15 protein-coding genes are annotated in these 14,348 nt (G+C 62.2%); 10 read left to right on the top strand and 5 right to left on the bottom strand.

Annotation, left to right across the window (positions count from 1 at the left end):
* Positions 1-24 precede the first annotated feature (24 nt).
* The 3 genes from FHT76_RS05075 (at position 25) to FHT76_RS05065 (ending at position 3,887) form a co-directional block, all read left to right on the top strand.
* Positions 25-1,275 (top strand): hypothetical protein, encoded by a 1,251-nt coding sequence (locus FHT76_RS05075; protein WP_259184675.1) that lies wholly within the window; start codon positions 25-27, stop codon positions 1,273-1,275.
* Positions 1,272-2,504 carry a hypothetical protein gene (locus tag FHT76_RS05070; protein WP_259184674.1) on the top strand — a complete coding sequence of 411 codons (1,233 nt, stop codon included), beginning with the start codon at positions 1,272-1,274 and terminating at the stop codon, positions 2,502-2,504. Before FHT76_RS05075 ends, FHT76_RS05070 begins: the two co-directional genes overlap by 4 nt.
* A 210-nt stretch (positions 2,505-2,714) precedes the next feature.
* On the top strand, positions 2,715-3,887 hold the full coding sequence (locus FHT76_RS05065; RefSeq protein WP_259184673.1) for a hypothetical protein: 1,173 nt from the start codon (positions 2,715-2,717) through the stop codon (positions 3,885-3,887).
* Here FHT76_RS05065 and FHT76_RS05060 read toward each other — a convergent pair whose 3' ends face one another.
* Positions 3,888-4,790 (bottom strand): TMEM43 family protein, encoded by a 903-nt coding sequence (locus tag FHT76_RS05060; RefSeq protein ID WP_259184672.1) that lies wholly within the window; start codon positions 4,788-4,790, stop codon positions 3,888-3,890.
* A gap of 275 nt (positions 4,791-5,065) precedes the next feature.
* Here FHT76_RS05060 and FHT76_RS05055 point away from each other — a divergent pair, with 275 nt between their 5' ends.
* On the top strand, positions 5,066-6,163 hold the full coding sequence (locus FHT76_RS05055) for a hypothetical protein (protein WP_259184671.1): 1,098 nt from the start codon (positions 5,066-5,068) through the stop codon (positions 6,161-6,163).
* A 34-nt stretch (positions 6,164-6,197) separates the two neighbouring features.
* On the opposite strand, the gene FHT76_RS05050 is transcribed toward FHT76_RS05055, so the two are convergent.
* A complete protein-coding gene (locus tag FHT76_RS05050) occupies positions 6,198-6,473 on the bottom strand; it encodes an HU family DNA-binding protein (protein ID WP_259184668.1) in 276 nt (91 codons plus the stop codon).
* Between the two features lie 135 nt (positions 6,474-6,608).
* Here FHT76_RS05050 and ruvB point away from each other — a divergent pair, with 135 nt between their 5' ends.
* The 3 genes from ruvB (at position 6,609) to FHT76_RS05035 (ending at position 9,041) form a co-directional block, all read left to right on the top strand.
* The gene (gene ruvB, locus FHT76_RS05045; RefSeq protein WP_259184667.1) at positions 6,609-7,616 is read left to right on the top strand and encodes a Holliday junction branch migration DNA helicase RuvB; all 1,008 of its coding nucleotides are present in this window, start codon (positions 6,609-6,611) and stop codon (positions 7,614-7,616) included.
* A 63-nt stretch (positions 7,617-7,679) separates the two neighbouring features.
* Complete coding sequence (locus tag FHT76_RS05040; RefSeq protein WP_259184666.1) at positions 7,680-8,684, top strand: hypothetical protein; 1,005 nt, start codon at positions 7,680-7,682, stop codon at positions 8,682-8,684.
* Positions 8,685-8,699: 15 nt separating this feature from the next.
* Positions 8,700-9,041, top strand: coding sequence for a hypothetical protein (locus FHT76_RS05035; protein ID WP_259184665.1), 342 nt, complete (start codon positions 8,700-8,702; stop codon positions 9,039-9,041).
* Positions 9,042-9,045: 4 nt separating this feature from the next.
* On the opposite strand, the gene FHT76_RS05030 is transcribed toward FHT76_RS05035, so the two are convergent.
* Both FHT76_RS05030 and FHT76_RS05025 read right to left on the bottom strand, forming a co-directional pair.
* The gene (locus FHT76_RS05030; RefSeq protein ID WP_259184664.1) at positions 9,046-11,373 is read right to left on the bottom strand and encodes a preprotein translocase subunit SecA; all 2,328 of its coding nucleotides are present in this window, start codon (positions 11,371-11,373) and stop codon (positions 9,046-9,048) included.
* A 34-nt stretch (positions 11,374-11,407) separates the two neighbouring features.
* Positions 11,408-12,040 carry a hypothetical protein gene (locus FHT76_RS05025; protein WP_259184663.1) on the bottom strand — a complete coding sequence of 211 codons (633 nt, stop codon included), beginning with the start codon at positions 12,038-12,040 and terminating at the stop codon, positions 11,408-11,410.
* A 161-nt stretch (positions 12,041-12,201) separates the two neighbouring features.
* Here FHT76_RS05025 and FHT76_RS05020 point away from each other — a divergent pair, with 161 nt between their 5' ends.
* From FHT76_RS05020 to FHT76_RS05010, 3 genes are read left to right on the top strand one after another with little or no spacing between them, the layout of a single operon-like run.
* Positions 12,202-12,636, top strand: coding sequence for a hypothetical protein (locus FHT76_RS05020; RefSeq protein ID WP_259184662.1), 435 nt, complete (start codon positions 12,202-12,204; stop codon positions 12,634-12,636).
* Positions 12,633-13,052, top strand: a complete 420-nt coding sequence (locus FHT76_RS05015; RefSeq protein WP_259184661.1) for a hypothetical protein — start codon at positions 12,633-12,635, stop codon at positions 13,050-13,052. The genes FHT76_RS05020 and FHT76_RS05015 overlap by 4 nt, the downstream gene beginning before the upstream one ends.
* A gap of 8 nt (positions 13,053-13,060) precedes the next feature.
* Positions 13,061-13,534 (top strand): nucleoside 2-deoxyribosyltransferase domain-containing protein, encoded by a 474-nt coding sequence (locus tag FHT76_RS05010; RefSeq protein WP_259184660.1) that lies wholly within the window; start codon positions 13,061-13,063, stop codon positions 13,532-13,534.
* Here the strand turns inward: FHT76_RS05010 and FHT76_RS05005 are convergent, their stop codons facing one another.
* Entirely contained in the window at positions 13,535-14,281 is a 747-nt protein-coding gene (locus tag FHT76_RS05005) for a hypothetical protein (RefSeq protein ID WP_259184659.1), read from the bottom strand.
* Positions 14,282-14,348 lie beyond the last annotated feature (67 nt).

The raw sequence follows: 14,348 nt of genomic DNA, 5'->3' as shown, positions 1-14,348 counted from the left end.
AGAAGCGCCACGGAGTCCAGCGCCTTGAAGATCGACATTTCCCTCCCGTTCCTGACCAGGGGCAAACCCAAGCGCTGTGCCACGGAGCGGGACATCTACGTGACGATGCCGGTGACGGTCGACGTACCGGAAGTCTTCGAATCGGAGACGGAAGTGGCTTTCGAATCTTTCGAGCGGTTCCACATTTTCGCCGACCCCCGGGGCGGAGAAGACGAGATGCTCAAGGTGCAGTCAGGCGTGGAGCTGCGCGCCTATGACGGCCGCCTGTACCGCAAGCTCTTCGACGTGGGGTCGATCGCCGACGCCGCTTTCCATGTCGCTTTCGACGACAACACCGACCCCAAGGGCAACGACCCGGACGTCGGGATTTCGACCGGGTTCGGTTACTACGGTGCCAACCCGCTGGCGGGCGCGCTACGCCGCCAGATCGAATGGGACCTCGAGAAGACCAGCGTCGGCGACAGCAACGTCGTCTTGGCGTGGCCGAATGGAGCAGGGACGACGGCCCGCCTGCGCGCCCGCGGAAACGCCGAGTTCCCCAAGGTCGCGGCCAACATTGACGACATCGACGGCGCGTTGTCGGAAAGATCGATGCGACGGATCGAAACCCAGTCGGCCAAGCTGCTGGTCATCGGCCAGGACCTGTGGGTAGCGTGCCGGCCGCCGTGCTGGCGGGTCAGCGTGAACGATTACCAGGTCACGATCGATCTCGCTATCGCGATCGAGGGTTTCGATCCGATCATGAGCCGTCGGTACTTCCCGCTCGACAGGTTGGAAGATGCCCGCGCCTACGCTAAGAAATGCGCCCACGCAAACTGCGCCCACCCCGGCATCCGAATTACGCCTGTCGAGTACGTCGTCGACTACGAAGCGCCGATGCCCGAGCTGCTTGAATTCGACGCGGATGCGGAGGAACTGTCACGCATCGGCTACGCGCTCGCCGTCGAATGCATGCGATACGGGACGGGGAACCGAAAGTGGATGGACAATCTGCCCGGTGAGCTGAGGGAGAGCCTCTTCGCAGCCTATGCGGCGGCGATGGAGGCCGACTACGTGCAGGGTAAGATGGGTGACGTGACACCGTATGTGGAGGACCTCTGTTCGGTTTGGCGGCGCTTCAATCGCCCTGGCCGCTATTGCGAAATCGGACCCGTTCGCGGAAAGGCAGGAGACCTGATGATCAAGGAAGCCAGATTCCTGGCCGAAAACGCGCCGATCACCCTTGGCGGGCAATTTCCCACCCTGCTTCCGTCAGGTCCGGGAGCAAGCCGATGAGGATCGAAGCGAAACTGCCGTTCCTGACGAGAGGGCAGCCCCAACGTTGCAGCGCGGTCCGTGACATCTACGTCTCGATGCCGACCGTTTTCGACGTGCCGGAGGTCTCGGCCTCCGAGACCAACATCGTCTTCGAAACGGACCAACAGTGCACCGCCGAAACCGTCAGACGGAAAAGGGTGTTCCGTATGCGCGAATACGACGGCACGCTCTACCGCAAGATCGCTTCGCTGCCGGTTCTCGATCACCTCGTCGAGGCTTTCGGGAACAAGGACGCGGCGAGATTGCCGGACCCCGGTTGTTTGATCTCGATGGCACTGCAGGAAGTAGACGGCAACCCCTTGGCGAGCGCGCTTCGACGCCAGCACGAGTGGCAGCTCGACAAGCGCGCGAACGGCAACAGCAACGTCGTCATGGCATGGCCACAGGGAGATGGACCGGAGGGACGGGAGCGGGTCCGCGGGGGAACCGATTTCCCGAAGATCGCACCGACGACGGAGCATCTCAACAGGGAGATGTGCGAGATATCGCAGCGGATGATCGAGGCCAAGATGTCGAAACTCCTTGTGATCGACGACGGGCTTTGGATGGCGTCCCGGCCGCCGTCGTGGAGAGTGTCGGTCGACCGTGAAGGAGGAAAGTGGGACCGCGTCGACGTCAGGCTGGACCTAGCCGTGGCGATCGAAGGCTTCGACCCGATGCTGGCTCGACGGCACTTTCCCCTGGGCAGGCTGGAAGAGGCGAAGGCCTACGCCGCGCTCTGCGCCAAGACCAATGCCGACGAACGGAATATTACCTACACGCGCCGGAACTACATCGTCGACTACGCGGCGGAACGCTCCGAGCTACTCGATTTCGACGCCGACGCCGAGGAACTCGCCCGCATCGGCTACGCCATGGCGATGGAATGCGTTCGTTTCGGGCATCGGGCGCAAAAGAAGATGGAAGAACTCGGCGACCTAAGAAACGCCCTGGATGCCGCTTTCGCCCTGACGATGCAGACCAACTACGTCCTCGGCGAAATGGGAGACATCGGCCCCTACGTCGAAGACCTCTGCGCGATCTGGAAGAAATGCAGCAGGCCGATCAGCTACTGCGTCTCCGGAACGTCGGGGAGCCGCTTCGGCAACCTCTTGCTCCGGCGCGCCAAGGTGCTGGCCGAGAACGCTCCCATCACGTTCGGATTGGGTTTTGGCGGAGGTCATGCGCCGGAACGAATGAAAAGATGAAGGTCGATCTGAGGCTGCCTTTTCTCACCCGCGGAGGACCGCGGCGATCCAAGGATGTTGGTAGACGGTATTCACGAAATCCTAGACGACGAATCCATCCGTCTGGATATCGGTCCGCCAGCTGGGTTGCGGCTCCGATTTGATTCATGTTGGCAGCGAGGACATCCTGACCGCAACCAACGTCATAGGGTACCCAAGGGTTCAGACCGCATGTCTCTTTTCGCAAAACTCGACCGCAGGCAGATGGAACTGCTAAACCGCCCGATCTACCCCAACGTCCCGGAGACATACGACTGGGAGACGCTGGAGGTGACAAGCATCGTGTTGGACAGCATCGTCAGTCCCTTCGCGTCGTATGCGATCAACCGCATAACGGGCTTGCTCGACGGAGAGGAGCGGACCTCGTTTCTGCGAAAAGGCCGAGCGCCCTACAATGGGGATGACGAGGTAGAGATCGAGCGCACCTCGCCGAAGGAAGGCGTCGTCGAAACCGTCGTCACCGAGCGGGCGACAGGCAAGCAATGGCGGCTGATCTTCAAGGACGAGTACCGCGTTCCTGTCGTGACTCTCGAAACACGCGAAGAAAACGGTTCCTTCCGTCGTATCGCGAGGGCGAGAACCAATCGGGACGCCCCGATATCGGGTGCCGACGTGCCAGGCTTTCTCAAGCGCGACGGCGTCGATGCGTTCATCGATCTGTCGATGCTGTTGGCTCCGAAAATGCCGACGGACTTCAGGTCCGACTGGAAGGCCGGCATGCAACGCCACGACCGGGAGCAGCTGCCCCGTATCCGCGACATCCTCGCAAACGACGGCGGAATGCCGGGGCCGCTTTCGCGGGCCTACATCTCCATCCTGCATTCCATCGTTTTCGACGGGCATGCGAGGTGGGCGTTTTCGAAGCTCGACGGACTGGTCGCCCATCTGAACGAACAGGGCGCGGTATGGGGAGAGGCCGTGCTGGAATGTGGGAACGACAGCGCATGCATCGTGCCGACAGCCGACGGAAGCGTCGCGCTCTTCCATGACAACGCGTCGACCACCGGTGACGAACGGTCGTATGTCGCCAAGTTCGACCGGGTCGACGGAAAACCGTCCCTGCTGTCGCTCTATCCGATCGGACAGGACGAAGAGACGTCGTCGGCCGTCGACGCCTTCATGGAAGGAACGGCGACCCCGGCGTTCATCTTCAATTTCGGGGATGGCACCCAGAGCTTCAACGTACCGGGCCGAGGTCAGGACGCCATGACCGCATTCAGGCTGTGGTTCACTTCCGACGTGGAGTTCGGCATCCCGAACGGACGGATCGTCACCGGATTCCCGCTGTTCGAACCGGAGGACGACGACGATGACATCATCGTTGCCACCGGACCTGCGCTCTGATCAGGCGGTCGCCGATTTGCGGCCGCTCGCTTTCGGGCGGTTCGCCCACGAAAGGACGGCACCGCCGACGAGGAAGCCAGCCGACAAGACCCTGAATACCCAAGCGAGCAACCCGCTGGTCGAACGCGAGTTGCCGAGCATCTCGGCGAGGCGTTTTTCGCCGCGCACGACGTCGGCATAGCCGTTGCCGACGGAATCTGCGGCGATGCCGGCCGAAAACGGCTTCAGCGTTCCGTCGCCGTACTGAGCGATGACCGAGACCATCGACGGCTTGACCGCGGAGTAGGTCACGCGGACATCGCCGATACGCGGATTGCCCGTCGAGGTCCAGCGCGTGGACAGGGTCGACAACTCGGGAGAGGCGTTGTCAAGCCGCTGCTGTCCGAGCGCGGAGACCGTAAGGCGGACCAGCTCGGGAGACAGCTGAACGCCGCCGAGGTTCACGGTGTTGGCCTTGAATGTGGCGTCGCGGAAGGGGAGGTCGCCGGTGTTCCAGTAAGAGCGGTCGTGGAAATCCCAAGACCTGACCGGCGAGGATACCCAACGGCGGTTGTACTCGTAGACGCGTCGCTTGCGCTCCTGACCGTCGCGGTCCGTATAGGTCTTGTCTTCGTGGTCCTCGACCCACTGGTAAATCTCGACGTCGCGCTCAACGACGAGAGCGTCGAAATGGATGCCCGTGTTCGGATCGGAGACGCCTTCCGCAACGGAAACGGTACCTTGGACGTGGACCAGGTCGCCCGTCTTGTCGGACAGAGTCTCGGGGAAGGCCTCGTAGGCATGCTTCTCCACCCAGTCGAGGCGTCCGGCCGACGAGGAATGAAGGCCTTCGGTCAGCGCAAGGCCGCCGATGCCGACGGCGACGAGTGCGGCACCGACAATGAACGCAAGATTGAGTGACATCGAGACCTCCGATAAAGCAAGACGCCAGTTCATTGCATGTCGCGGCCGAGATTGCAAGATAATAGAAGACTCCGACAGTGCGGCTAGTTCGAGGCGGACGATCATGTTATCGATGCGCCACCAGGAGGGAGAACTGAAGGCCATGAGGGACACGAGGACAAAAGCGGGCGAGATCGTCGAAAACAGTTTTCGGAGCCTCGCGGCGAAAGCCGGAACCGGCCGCACGTGGACAGACCGCGAAGCGCTGTTCAGGGGCATCTGGTCCCATTTCTCCGATGTCGCACCGGGCAGGCGAGGCCATCGTCGATACCGTCAACGAAGTGGCCGTGAAGCTGCGGCCAGGGCGATCTGCGAGTTCTTCGGGGTTCAGGTTCACGAGGGACGACGGCGTCAACGAGGGGCTTGACCTTGTTCACATCGAGGAAGAGAAGGGCAATGGAAAATGGTCGCTGGGAGCGTCGTCCCACATGGGACGTTACTGGTTCACCGTGCGCCAATATCAGAACGACATTCCACATCTTATCTGTTCCGGAGAGCTGTCGTCTCCGACGGCGACGGGCTTCATCGGGCGGGTCCGCTCCGTGCACCATACGCCTGCCAACTTCCGTGATCTGACGCGGCTCGCGACGGCCTTGCGGGCCGGGAAAGAGGATGTCGCGCGCAAGGCTTCGACGTCCGACGCGATCGCGCCCGTTCTCGCACTTGACGGAGGCGTGCCCGGCGAACATTCGCGCCGTCTGCACAGGCTGCTGTTCGAGGACGCCGCCGCGAGAGCCGCGGAATGGGCGGTACCGCTGTTGCGCAAGGTGACCCAGGTCTATGTCGGTAAAGGGTTGCGATGGGGCGAGGCCGCGGCGCATTGGTCGATGCCGGCGGAAGGACACTTTCCGAGTTTCCGCAGCCCGACCACCACAAGCTGTCTGCTGCCGCATCCTGACGGCATCTCGATGGCGATGCTGTTCAGGGACGCGCAGCCGAACATCGCGACCGAAACCTATGTCGCCTTGATAGACGCGCAAAAGGGGACGTTCAACCTGCTGCCGATCGGCGAGGGATCGGTCGAGGATATCGAGGAGTTCATGAAGTCGGGCGGTGTTCCCGCGCTGACCTGCGCGTTTGAAACCGGAGAAGTCAGGGCGACGGAAAGGGCGATGTCGTCGAAGGTGCTGGAATCCTTCTGCGACCATGTCGGCGAGGCCTGGCTGGTGATGAACGACGCGCCGCTCTATGCGGCGGAGGGCGAGATGCCGATGGTCACCCACGATTTCACGCCATTCGGCGAGATCGCGCCTTGGACAAGAGCGGGCAAGCGCCTGGTCGCCATGGCCGTCGAGAAGCAGAGAAACGCTCAAGCAAAAACACCCGCTCCATAGGGGCGGGTGTTTTTGCGCATCAAGAAACCGATGATCAATCGTTGAGGTAGGCCTTCAGGCGCTTGCCGGCGTTGATCGTGATCTTGCGCTTTTCCGGAATATCGATGGCGACGCCCGTCTTGGGGTTCTTGCCGACGCGCGGCGCGCAGTCCTTGACCTTGATCGTCGCGAAGCCGGTGAGCTTGACGTCGTTGCCCGCCCGGAGAGTGTCCGAGATGGTGTCGATGAAAGCCTGGACAACTTCCGCCACGATGTCCTTGTTGATCTTCGTTCCTTCGCAGATCGTCGCTTCCAGTTCCGTTCTGTTCATAGTCTTCCTCGTGTTCTTCTTGTCTTGAGATGAAAGCGTTGCAATACTTTCCAAGTACAAGGGTCCCCGAGGGCGGATTCTCTGTCAATCGCACCAAGTAAAAACACGTTAAATACTGTGGGAATAGTTGCCTGTATGTCTGAAGAAATAGAAGACACCGCGATTGAGAACGATTCCGACGAGGGCGTGTCGCGCCCGGCGTCGCTCGCCGAGTTCAACGGACAGGGTGCCGCGAAGGAAAATCTCCAGGCATTTCTGGACTCCGCAAGGCAGCGCCAGCGCCACCTCGACCACACGCTGTTCTTCGGTCCTCCCGGTCTCGGCAAGACGACGCTCGCGCAGATCGTCGCGGGCGAGCTGGGCGTCGGTTTCCGTCAGGTCGGCGCGCCGGCGATCGAAAAGACATCGGACCTCGTGGCGCTCCTTGGAACCCTCGACGAGCGCGATGTCGTGTTCATCGACGAAATCCACCGTCTGCCGATGAAGATCGAGGAAATGCTCTACATCGCCATGGAAGATTTCCGCATGGACCTCATCGTGGGCGAAGGGGCGGAGGCCCGCGCGTTGCCGCTGCCGCTGCCGAAATACACGCTGATCGGTGCCACGACCAACCCGGGCAAGCTCTCCAAGCCGCTGCGCGACCGTTTCGGCATCCAGATCAGGCTCGAACCCTATACCGACGAGGAAATGGAGATCGTGCTCATGCGCGCGGCACCGCAGCTCGGACTGTCGCTGGTGAAGGGCGCGGCGCTGGAGATCGGCAAGCGAGCGCGCGGAACGCCCCGTATCGGCCTACGTATGCTCAACCGTATCCGCGACTTCGCGGTGACGACGGGAGGGCCTGTCGTGGACAAGGAAGACGCCCGCAGTTACCTCAAGCGGCTCGGGATCGACGCAGACGGCCTCGACGACACCGACCGTCGTTACCTGACGCTGATGAGAAAGCAGTACCGCAACCGCGCAGTCGGCGTGAAGACTCTCGCGGCCGCACTCAACGAGTCGATCGAAAACCTCGAGGAGTCGGTCGAACCCTATCTGATCCGCAAGGGCTATATCGAGAAGACGCCCACAGGCCGACGTCTTGTGGAAGAAACGTTCCCCGGGTCCGGAAACGGATTAAAACAGGGCGAGTTCCTCTTTTGAGGTCTTGATTTGTCAACATTCGAAGTGTATCTAAACTAACAAGTTTCTGATTGGAGTCTTTCGATGTCTGCATTGCCCTCGTTCTTTAGCCGGGGAGGTCCCGATTTCTCGACCCCGCCGGCGCGCAGGACGATACAGACGGGCATCCAGGTTCCGGACATCGACGACGTTCTCGAAGACGGTTACTCGCCAGCCGACGCGGAGCCGGACACGGTCGCTGAACTCCCCATGGTGGTTGTCGAACCTACTCCCGCGGCAGTCGCGTCCGTCACGGTAGCTGCCGTCGCGACGGAAGAGGCTCCATCCGACGAGCCCGAAACGGTTCCCCCCGTCTATCTCGGCGGCGCGCGTCTGCTCAACTGGGCGAACACGGCCAGCAGCGGAATGACGGTCGAAATCATGTTGAAGGACGTCGGCCCCCGCGAGGTAAACCCGTTCAAGGGCCTCAAATACGGAAAGGGAAGCGGGCAGCGCTTCAAGACATGGGTCGGTCCTTACAACGACCTAGCGGAAATCTCGCTGATCGACGAACTCGAAAGCGTCTACTTCGGCGAGTCGCAGCTCAGCTATTACGGCGACACCTGCAACAAGGGCGTCACCGTCAAGGTGCTGCTGGACAGCGGGCCGGACGGCGTCAACGGAAAGCACCCGTTCGAAGGCATGCCGACAGGCGCGATGGAAGGAATGGACCTCTACGTCCGCTTCATCGCCATCGACGACCAGGAACAGCCGATCGCGAAAAAACACGCTCCGAAGAACTCTCTGCTCCATCGCCAGTCGGAAGTCCGCCAGGCGCACACCTTCTCGCGCGACGAAGAATTCGTGAACTTCCTGCACAAGCGCCTCAAGAGACTGATCGGCGAGGCGCGGCCGGAGGTCGAACTTGCCGACAATCCGCGCGCATGGGCGCTTGAGGTGGTCAAGCTGCATCTCGGCGTCGAACACCTGCGGGTGATGAACGGCGAGGAGGTCGACGGCATCGAACCGCGCAAGAAGTGGAAGGCGCTCGCCTCGGAATACATGCAGAGTTCGGAGTACCATACGAGGCTTTTCCACCTTCGCCGCTGACCAGGGAGATCGTCGATGTCCGAACCAACGTTCCGCTACAAGTCGCTCGATCCCGACTTCAGACGCGATCCGAAGACGGCGTGCTACTGCGCCCTCTGCCAGAAGGACATCAAGGGCGAGCCGAAATTCTACGCCCACATGATCGATAGCTGCACCGCCGCCGTTCATCCGGAAGACCGCGAAATTGCCAATCGAGAGGTTCCCGAACACGAAAATTTCGGTCTTCTCGCCGTAGGGCCGGATTGCGCGAAGATCATCGGCCTGGACTTCGTCTACACGGCGGAGCAGGCCGCGGCCGTGAAAAAGGCCGCCGCCGGGGACGACAGGCCGGAACCCGCGCCTTCCTTAAAAATCTGATCGCTTATCGGTCGCGGCTAGTCCAGGACACCGCCGCCGAGGCCCGATCGTTGATCTGGTCCAGCAGCCTGGCGAACAGCGGGAACGATTCGACCCGGTATTCCGTAAGAGGACGCAGCATCGCGTAGGTGCGGAAAGCCACGGCGCGCCGGAGGACGTCCAACCGGGCGACGTGTTCTCTCCAGCACTCGTCATAGGCTTTGAGAACCAGCGTTCGCAACGTATCGGCCTCGATGGTCGGGTCCTGGAGGGCTGACAGCGCCCTTCGCAGGATTTCGGTGTCGTCCGTGCCGTCCTCCGCCGCCCAGTCGGCCACGGGGAGATCGAGCGCCGCCACCGACATGATGCGCGCCTTCAACGCCGCCGTGTCCCATGCCTCCGCATAGGAGTTTTCGGGCATGTGGTCGCGTACGGCTCTCGTGACGGCGGCAGCGCGCATCGCCTCGAAGGCCTCGCCCGGTGTCGGTGTCGACATGAATTCACGCCGGAGCGCGTGGAAGGCCTCGATCTGGACGGTGTCGACGGCGGAATACTGCATCAGCGCCTCCCTCGTGTCGGAACCCAGCGCGTCCGCGATCCGTTGGGCCTGGTCGACGAGCGGGCGCAGCGCGGCTTCTCCGTTCATCTCCAGAAGGCGACGCAGGCTGTCCGCCGGAACGGGCGAATGCTTCGTCACGAGTGCGTCCTCGATCGACAGATGGAAGACCGTCGAACCAGGCTCGCCCCTGCGGCCGGCACGCCCGCGCAGCTGATCGTCGATACGGCGCGATCCGTGCCGTCCGACACCGACGACATGAAGTCCGCCGAGACGGGACATCTCAACGCCTTCGGCGTGATCGTCCCCGCCGAGAACGATGTCGGTGCCCCGCCCCGCCATGTTGGTCGCGATCGTCAAGGCATGCCGACGCCCCGCCTGGGAAACCACGACCGCCTCGTGTTCGGCGCGAGACGCGTTGAGCAGGACATAGGTGAGCGGTTCTGGCGACGCCGTATCCCGTTCCGTAAACCCCCGCTCGGCGAGCAAGGCGGCCAGCGTCATGGATTCGGCGACGGATGCGGTCCCGACGAGGACAGGGCGGCCCGTCGCGTGAACGGAAAGCGCGTCCTCGATGGCGGCGCGGTCGCGTTCCGCCTGGGTCGCGTGGATACGGTCGAGAAGGTCCGTCCTGGACGACGGCAAAGACGGCGGGACGCGGACGGCCTGCACGTCGTACAGGCGCTTGATTTCCGAAGCCGAAGACATGGCCGTTCCGGTCGCGCCGCAGAGATTTCCGTAGAGGCCGAAATAGTTCATGTAGGTGGTCGAGGATACGGTGTCTCCGGAACCCGAGTGGGGAACGCCCTCCTTGATTTCCACCGCCTCGTGAAGACCGTCGGCGTAGCGGCGGCCTTCGAGGACCCGGCCCGTGTTGGCGTCGACGATCTCGACCTTGCCGTCGCGCACGATGTAGTCGCGGTCGCGCGCGAGCCTGTATCTCGCCTTCAGCGCGGCGTCGAGATGGCCGAGAACGTCGGATCGGCCGTCGAACAGACCTTGCGAGACCGGCAGATGTCCCGCCCGACGCAGCGCCGCCTCGGCCCTGTCTGTTCCGGCGGGCGTGAGATGGACCGAGCCGTCCTCGACCTCGATCTCGAAATCGTCTCCCTCTACGAGCGCGGCGGCGAACCCGTCACAGAAGATCGCACAGGAGGAGACCGTTCCTGAACCGTCGGACAGAACCAAGGGCGTCGAAGCCTCGTCGAGAAGCACGGAGTCGGCTTCGTCCACGACCGCGTGCGCATGTCCTCTCTGGACGATGTCGTCGTCGGTGAGCGCGATGCCGTCACGCAGGCGGTCGAAGACGAACTCGGAGTTGGAGCCGTGGACGATGTCGCACCGATAAGCGGCGCGTCGCTCTTCCTTGCTCATCCCCGGATGGACAAGGGAGCTCGTCAACCCAAGAAGACGGTAGACCGGAGCCATGAGGGCGTGATCGCGGGCGGCGAGGTAGGGGTTGACGGTGACCGAGTGGACACCGAGCCCATCGAGGGCAAGAAGGCACGAGGCGAGGCCCGCGGAGAGCGTCTTGCCTTCGCCCGTGTCCATCTCCGCTATCGCACCCCGGGCCATCACCAGTCCGCAGACGATCTGGCCGAGGCGAGGCACCAGTCCCGTCGCGCGGTGGCAGGCCTCTGAAAACAGGGACACCGCTTCAGGCGCATGTTCGAGCGCCCGCCCGCCGAGCGAGCGGAACGCGTCGGCAAGCTGATCGTCCGAAAGGTCAGCCTGATCCAGATCGACGGAAAGCCGCGCGTCTGCCGTCGCACGCGAGAGCGGCGGCGTTTCGAGCAACAGGATTTTCCGGAGGGCGGCGGCGGGCATGGCGTCAGATGTCGATCATGTCGCTCAGATAGGCCGGATCGCCGACCGTGCGGACTTTTTCGCGGACACGCAGCTCGAACCTCGAGCGGGCCGCTTCGCATTCGGAAGCGCTCCAGCGCGACGACCAGATTTTCGTGAGGGAATGGCGTTCGGTGAGGAGCGGTGCATCGTGGTTCCTGGTTTTCGACAGGTCGATTCCCTCGTACCAAGGGATGACCGGTTGCTGGAGATTTGACATCGCGTAGTACCGAGGTGCCGGCTGGTCGTTCCCGCCGGGAGCCAATCCGAAGGTGGGGACGTCTTCGAGCCAGACTCTGATCGAGACATCGACTTCGTTATCGGCGGTCAGGTTCCAGTCGTCGGCCGTCCTCTGCGCCGTAGCGCGGAGTGGCATGTCATGCAGAAGGTCGAGAAACTCGAACCGTTCGGAAATGGTCCGGACCTTGCGCAGCGGCCTGTCGCCGAGGCAGACCACGACATCGCCGTGGACCTTCCTGACCCACGTGAGGTCCACATCCAGCACCTGCTGGACGAACTTCACGGGGAAGGGAAGGCCTTCGTTCGACAGCACCCAGGTGACCACTTTTTCCGACTTCGGAGCGAAAGCCTTGAAGGCGTGAACGTAGTCCAGTTTCATGGAGGCTTCCTTTTGTCGGCGACGGCGTTGACGGCGTCTTCTATTCCGTCGTCTTTATGTTGACAGGATAAGGCGCGGACGGTAGCGTCGTCTATGATTTATCGCACGGAGCAAAGACTTCGCGCAAGACGCCAACCTACCTATCCGACGGGTATCCGCAGATGGAAACAGCAATTCAAACCGAAGCGACGAACGTGTTCCGCAATGCGGCCGCTCTCGGCGGGCGGCCGACGATCGACATCGCCGATCTCGTGTCGCTTCTCCTGGCGTCCAAGGCTCCGGACCGAGACAACGATCTCCTCGTGGAGGCCATGTTGGGAGGCAAGGCCCCGCTGAAGGTCATCGACGAGGCGCGCGTCAGGGCGGGCTTCTGGCTGCGCGACCAGGTCCCTGCGTTCACGGCGGGAAACGAGGCGCTGGCGACGCTCGCCCATCGCCGCGGCTACAGGGTGGAAACCCATTTCGACGGAACCCTATGGCATGTCGAGACCCGCAGCCTGGCGACGGGAGCCAAGGTCGTCGTCAAACACCTACTCCAGGGCGTCGCCGGCATCGCGGGCATTGCCGCGCTGGTGATCAGAGAAAGCGAAGCATGACACCCGAAGACATCCGCCGTCTCCTCGACGAGAACAGCCTTTCCATGTCGACGACGAGGACGGAAGCCAACCCGTTTCAACCCGGCGACAAGGCGGGGATGGTCCACTATTTCTGCACGCTGTCCGGTCCCGGCATCGATCAATTCGAGTTCTATACTTCAAACACGCCCGATATCGAGCCCGGCGACGTCGATATGATCGAGGCGGTGGTGAACGACGTGAAGGCTTATCGCGGCTGCGTCGGTTACGAAGACTTCCTGCGGTTGTTCGGGCTGAACGACGACGAGGACCGCGCCGACGTGGTTCTGGCATGGCAGGAACTCGAACGCCTGGCCCCGCTCGTAGAACAGGTCGCCGATCTCGCCAACGACAACCGCCGCACCGTCACGACACCAGCCGCCTCGCCTGGTATCTGAGGACACTCATGAACGTCATTCACGCATTGCAGCCCATTCCGAAGTCGATCTTCCTCGCTGGCCCGACCCCGCGCGACGAAGAAACGCCGACGTGGAGGCCGGAAGCGCTCGACATCCTGCGTGAACTCGGATTCACGGGAACCGTCTACGTCCCAGAGAACGACAGCTGGTCGAAACACGACCGATACGACGACCAGATCGTCTGGGAATGGGAGGCGTTGAAGGTGTCGACAGCCATTGTGTTCTGGGTGCCGCGCGACCTCTCCATCAACTCCAAGGGCCAGCAGAAAATGCCGGCCTTCACCACAAACGTGGAATTCGGCCTCTACGCTCGCTCCGGCAAGTGCCTGATGGGATCGCCAACGGGCGCGGCGAAGATGAGCTATCTGAACGCGCTCGCCCTCGAGTGCAACATTCCGCTTTATTCGAGCCTGCGCGAAGTCCTGGCCGCTGCCGTGGCAAAGACTTCGCTGACGCCCTGATCAAATGGCAGACGGCTGGAATGGCCGGTTGGCTTCGATGCCGAGAATGTCTTCGCGAGCAGCGGAAGCCATTCTGTGTGGTCCACCATGGGCGTCGGCGAAGTCCGCGAGAAATTTGATTTCGTCCAAGCTGGTGCTGTCGGAGGCCGCCATCATTAGCGATACGTTACGCGCCGCGAACGCCACGGCGTTCCCGAAGGTTTTCTCGTCCATGTCCGCCATGTAGTTGTCGTTCCAGTCGCCGCCCTTCTGGGCCATGAAGCGCGAGCGGATTCGACCGAGGACGCCAGACATGGGGGCCGAAAGCTCTGCGACCTTTTCGTCCCGTTCAATCATGATATGACCGACGATGCTTTGCATCGCGTCGAGGCTGACGACGGAACTGATGTTGACTTGCTTGAGGCGGGGAATCTTGGCTTCGAAAGCCTGACGCATCTTGGCGTCGACGGCTTTGCCGAATTCCGCCGCCTGACGATCGGTGATCCCCTCGGCGTTGGCGTATTCGGCGACCATGAGCTTCTGGATCGCGCCAAGCGACGGAAGGGACGTCCAGTGCTGAGAATGCGGCGCGCGCATCTGGATCGCGTAGACCTCGAGCATTTTCTCGATGGTGGCGTTCGCGCCGATCTTGTTGCCGTCCCTGAAAAGGGTCGCCGTTGTTAATGCCAAGGAGCGGACCTGCTCCTGGTCAAGGCGCAGCGCCGTCTCGTCGTCGATGGGTTTTGGCGAAAGACTGTAATCGCTCATCGCTGGGCCTCCGTTGCAATAGGTGGCCTATCAGTGATCGTCGGGGTGCAAGCGACAAGGTCATGGC

It is taken from the genome of Rhizobium sp. BK176 (genome assembly GCF_024808055.1).
The sequence above is the reverse complement of the archived record's forward strand: the minus strand, read 5'-3'. Positions and strand labels throughout refer to the sequence as shown.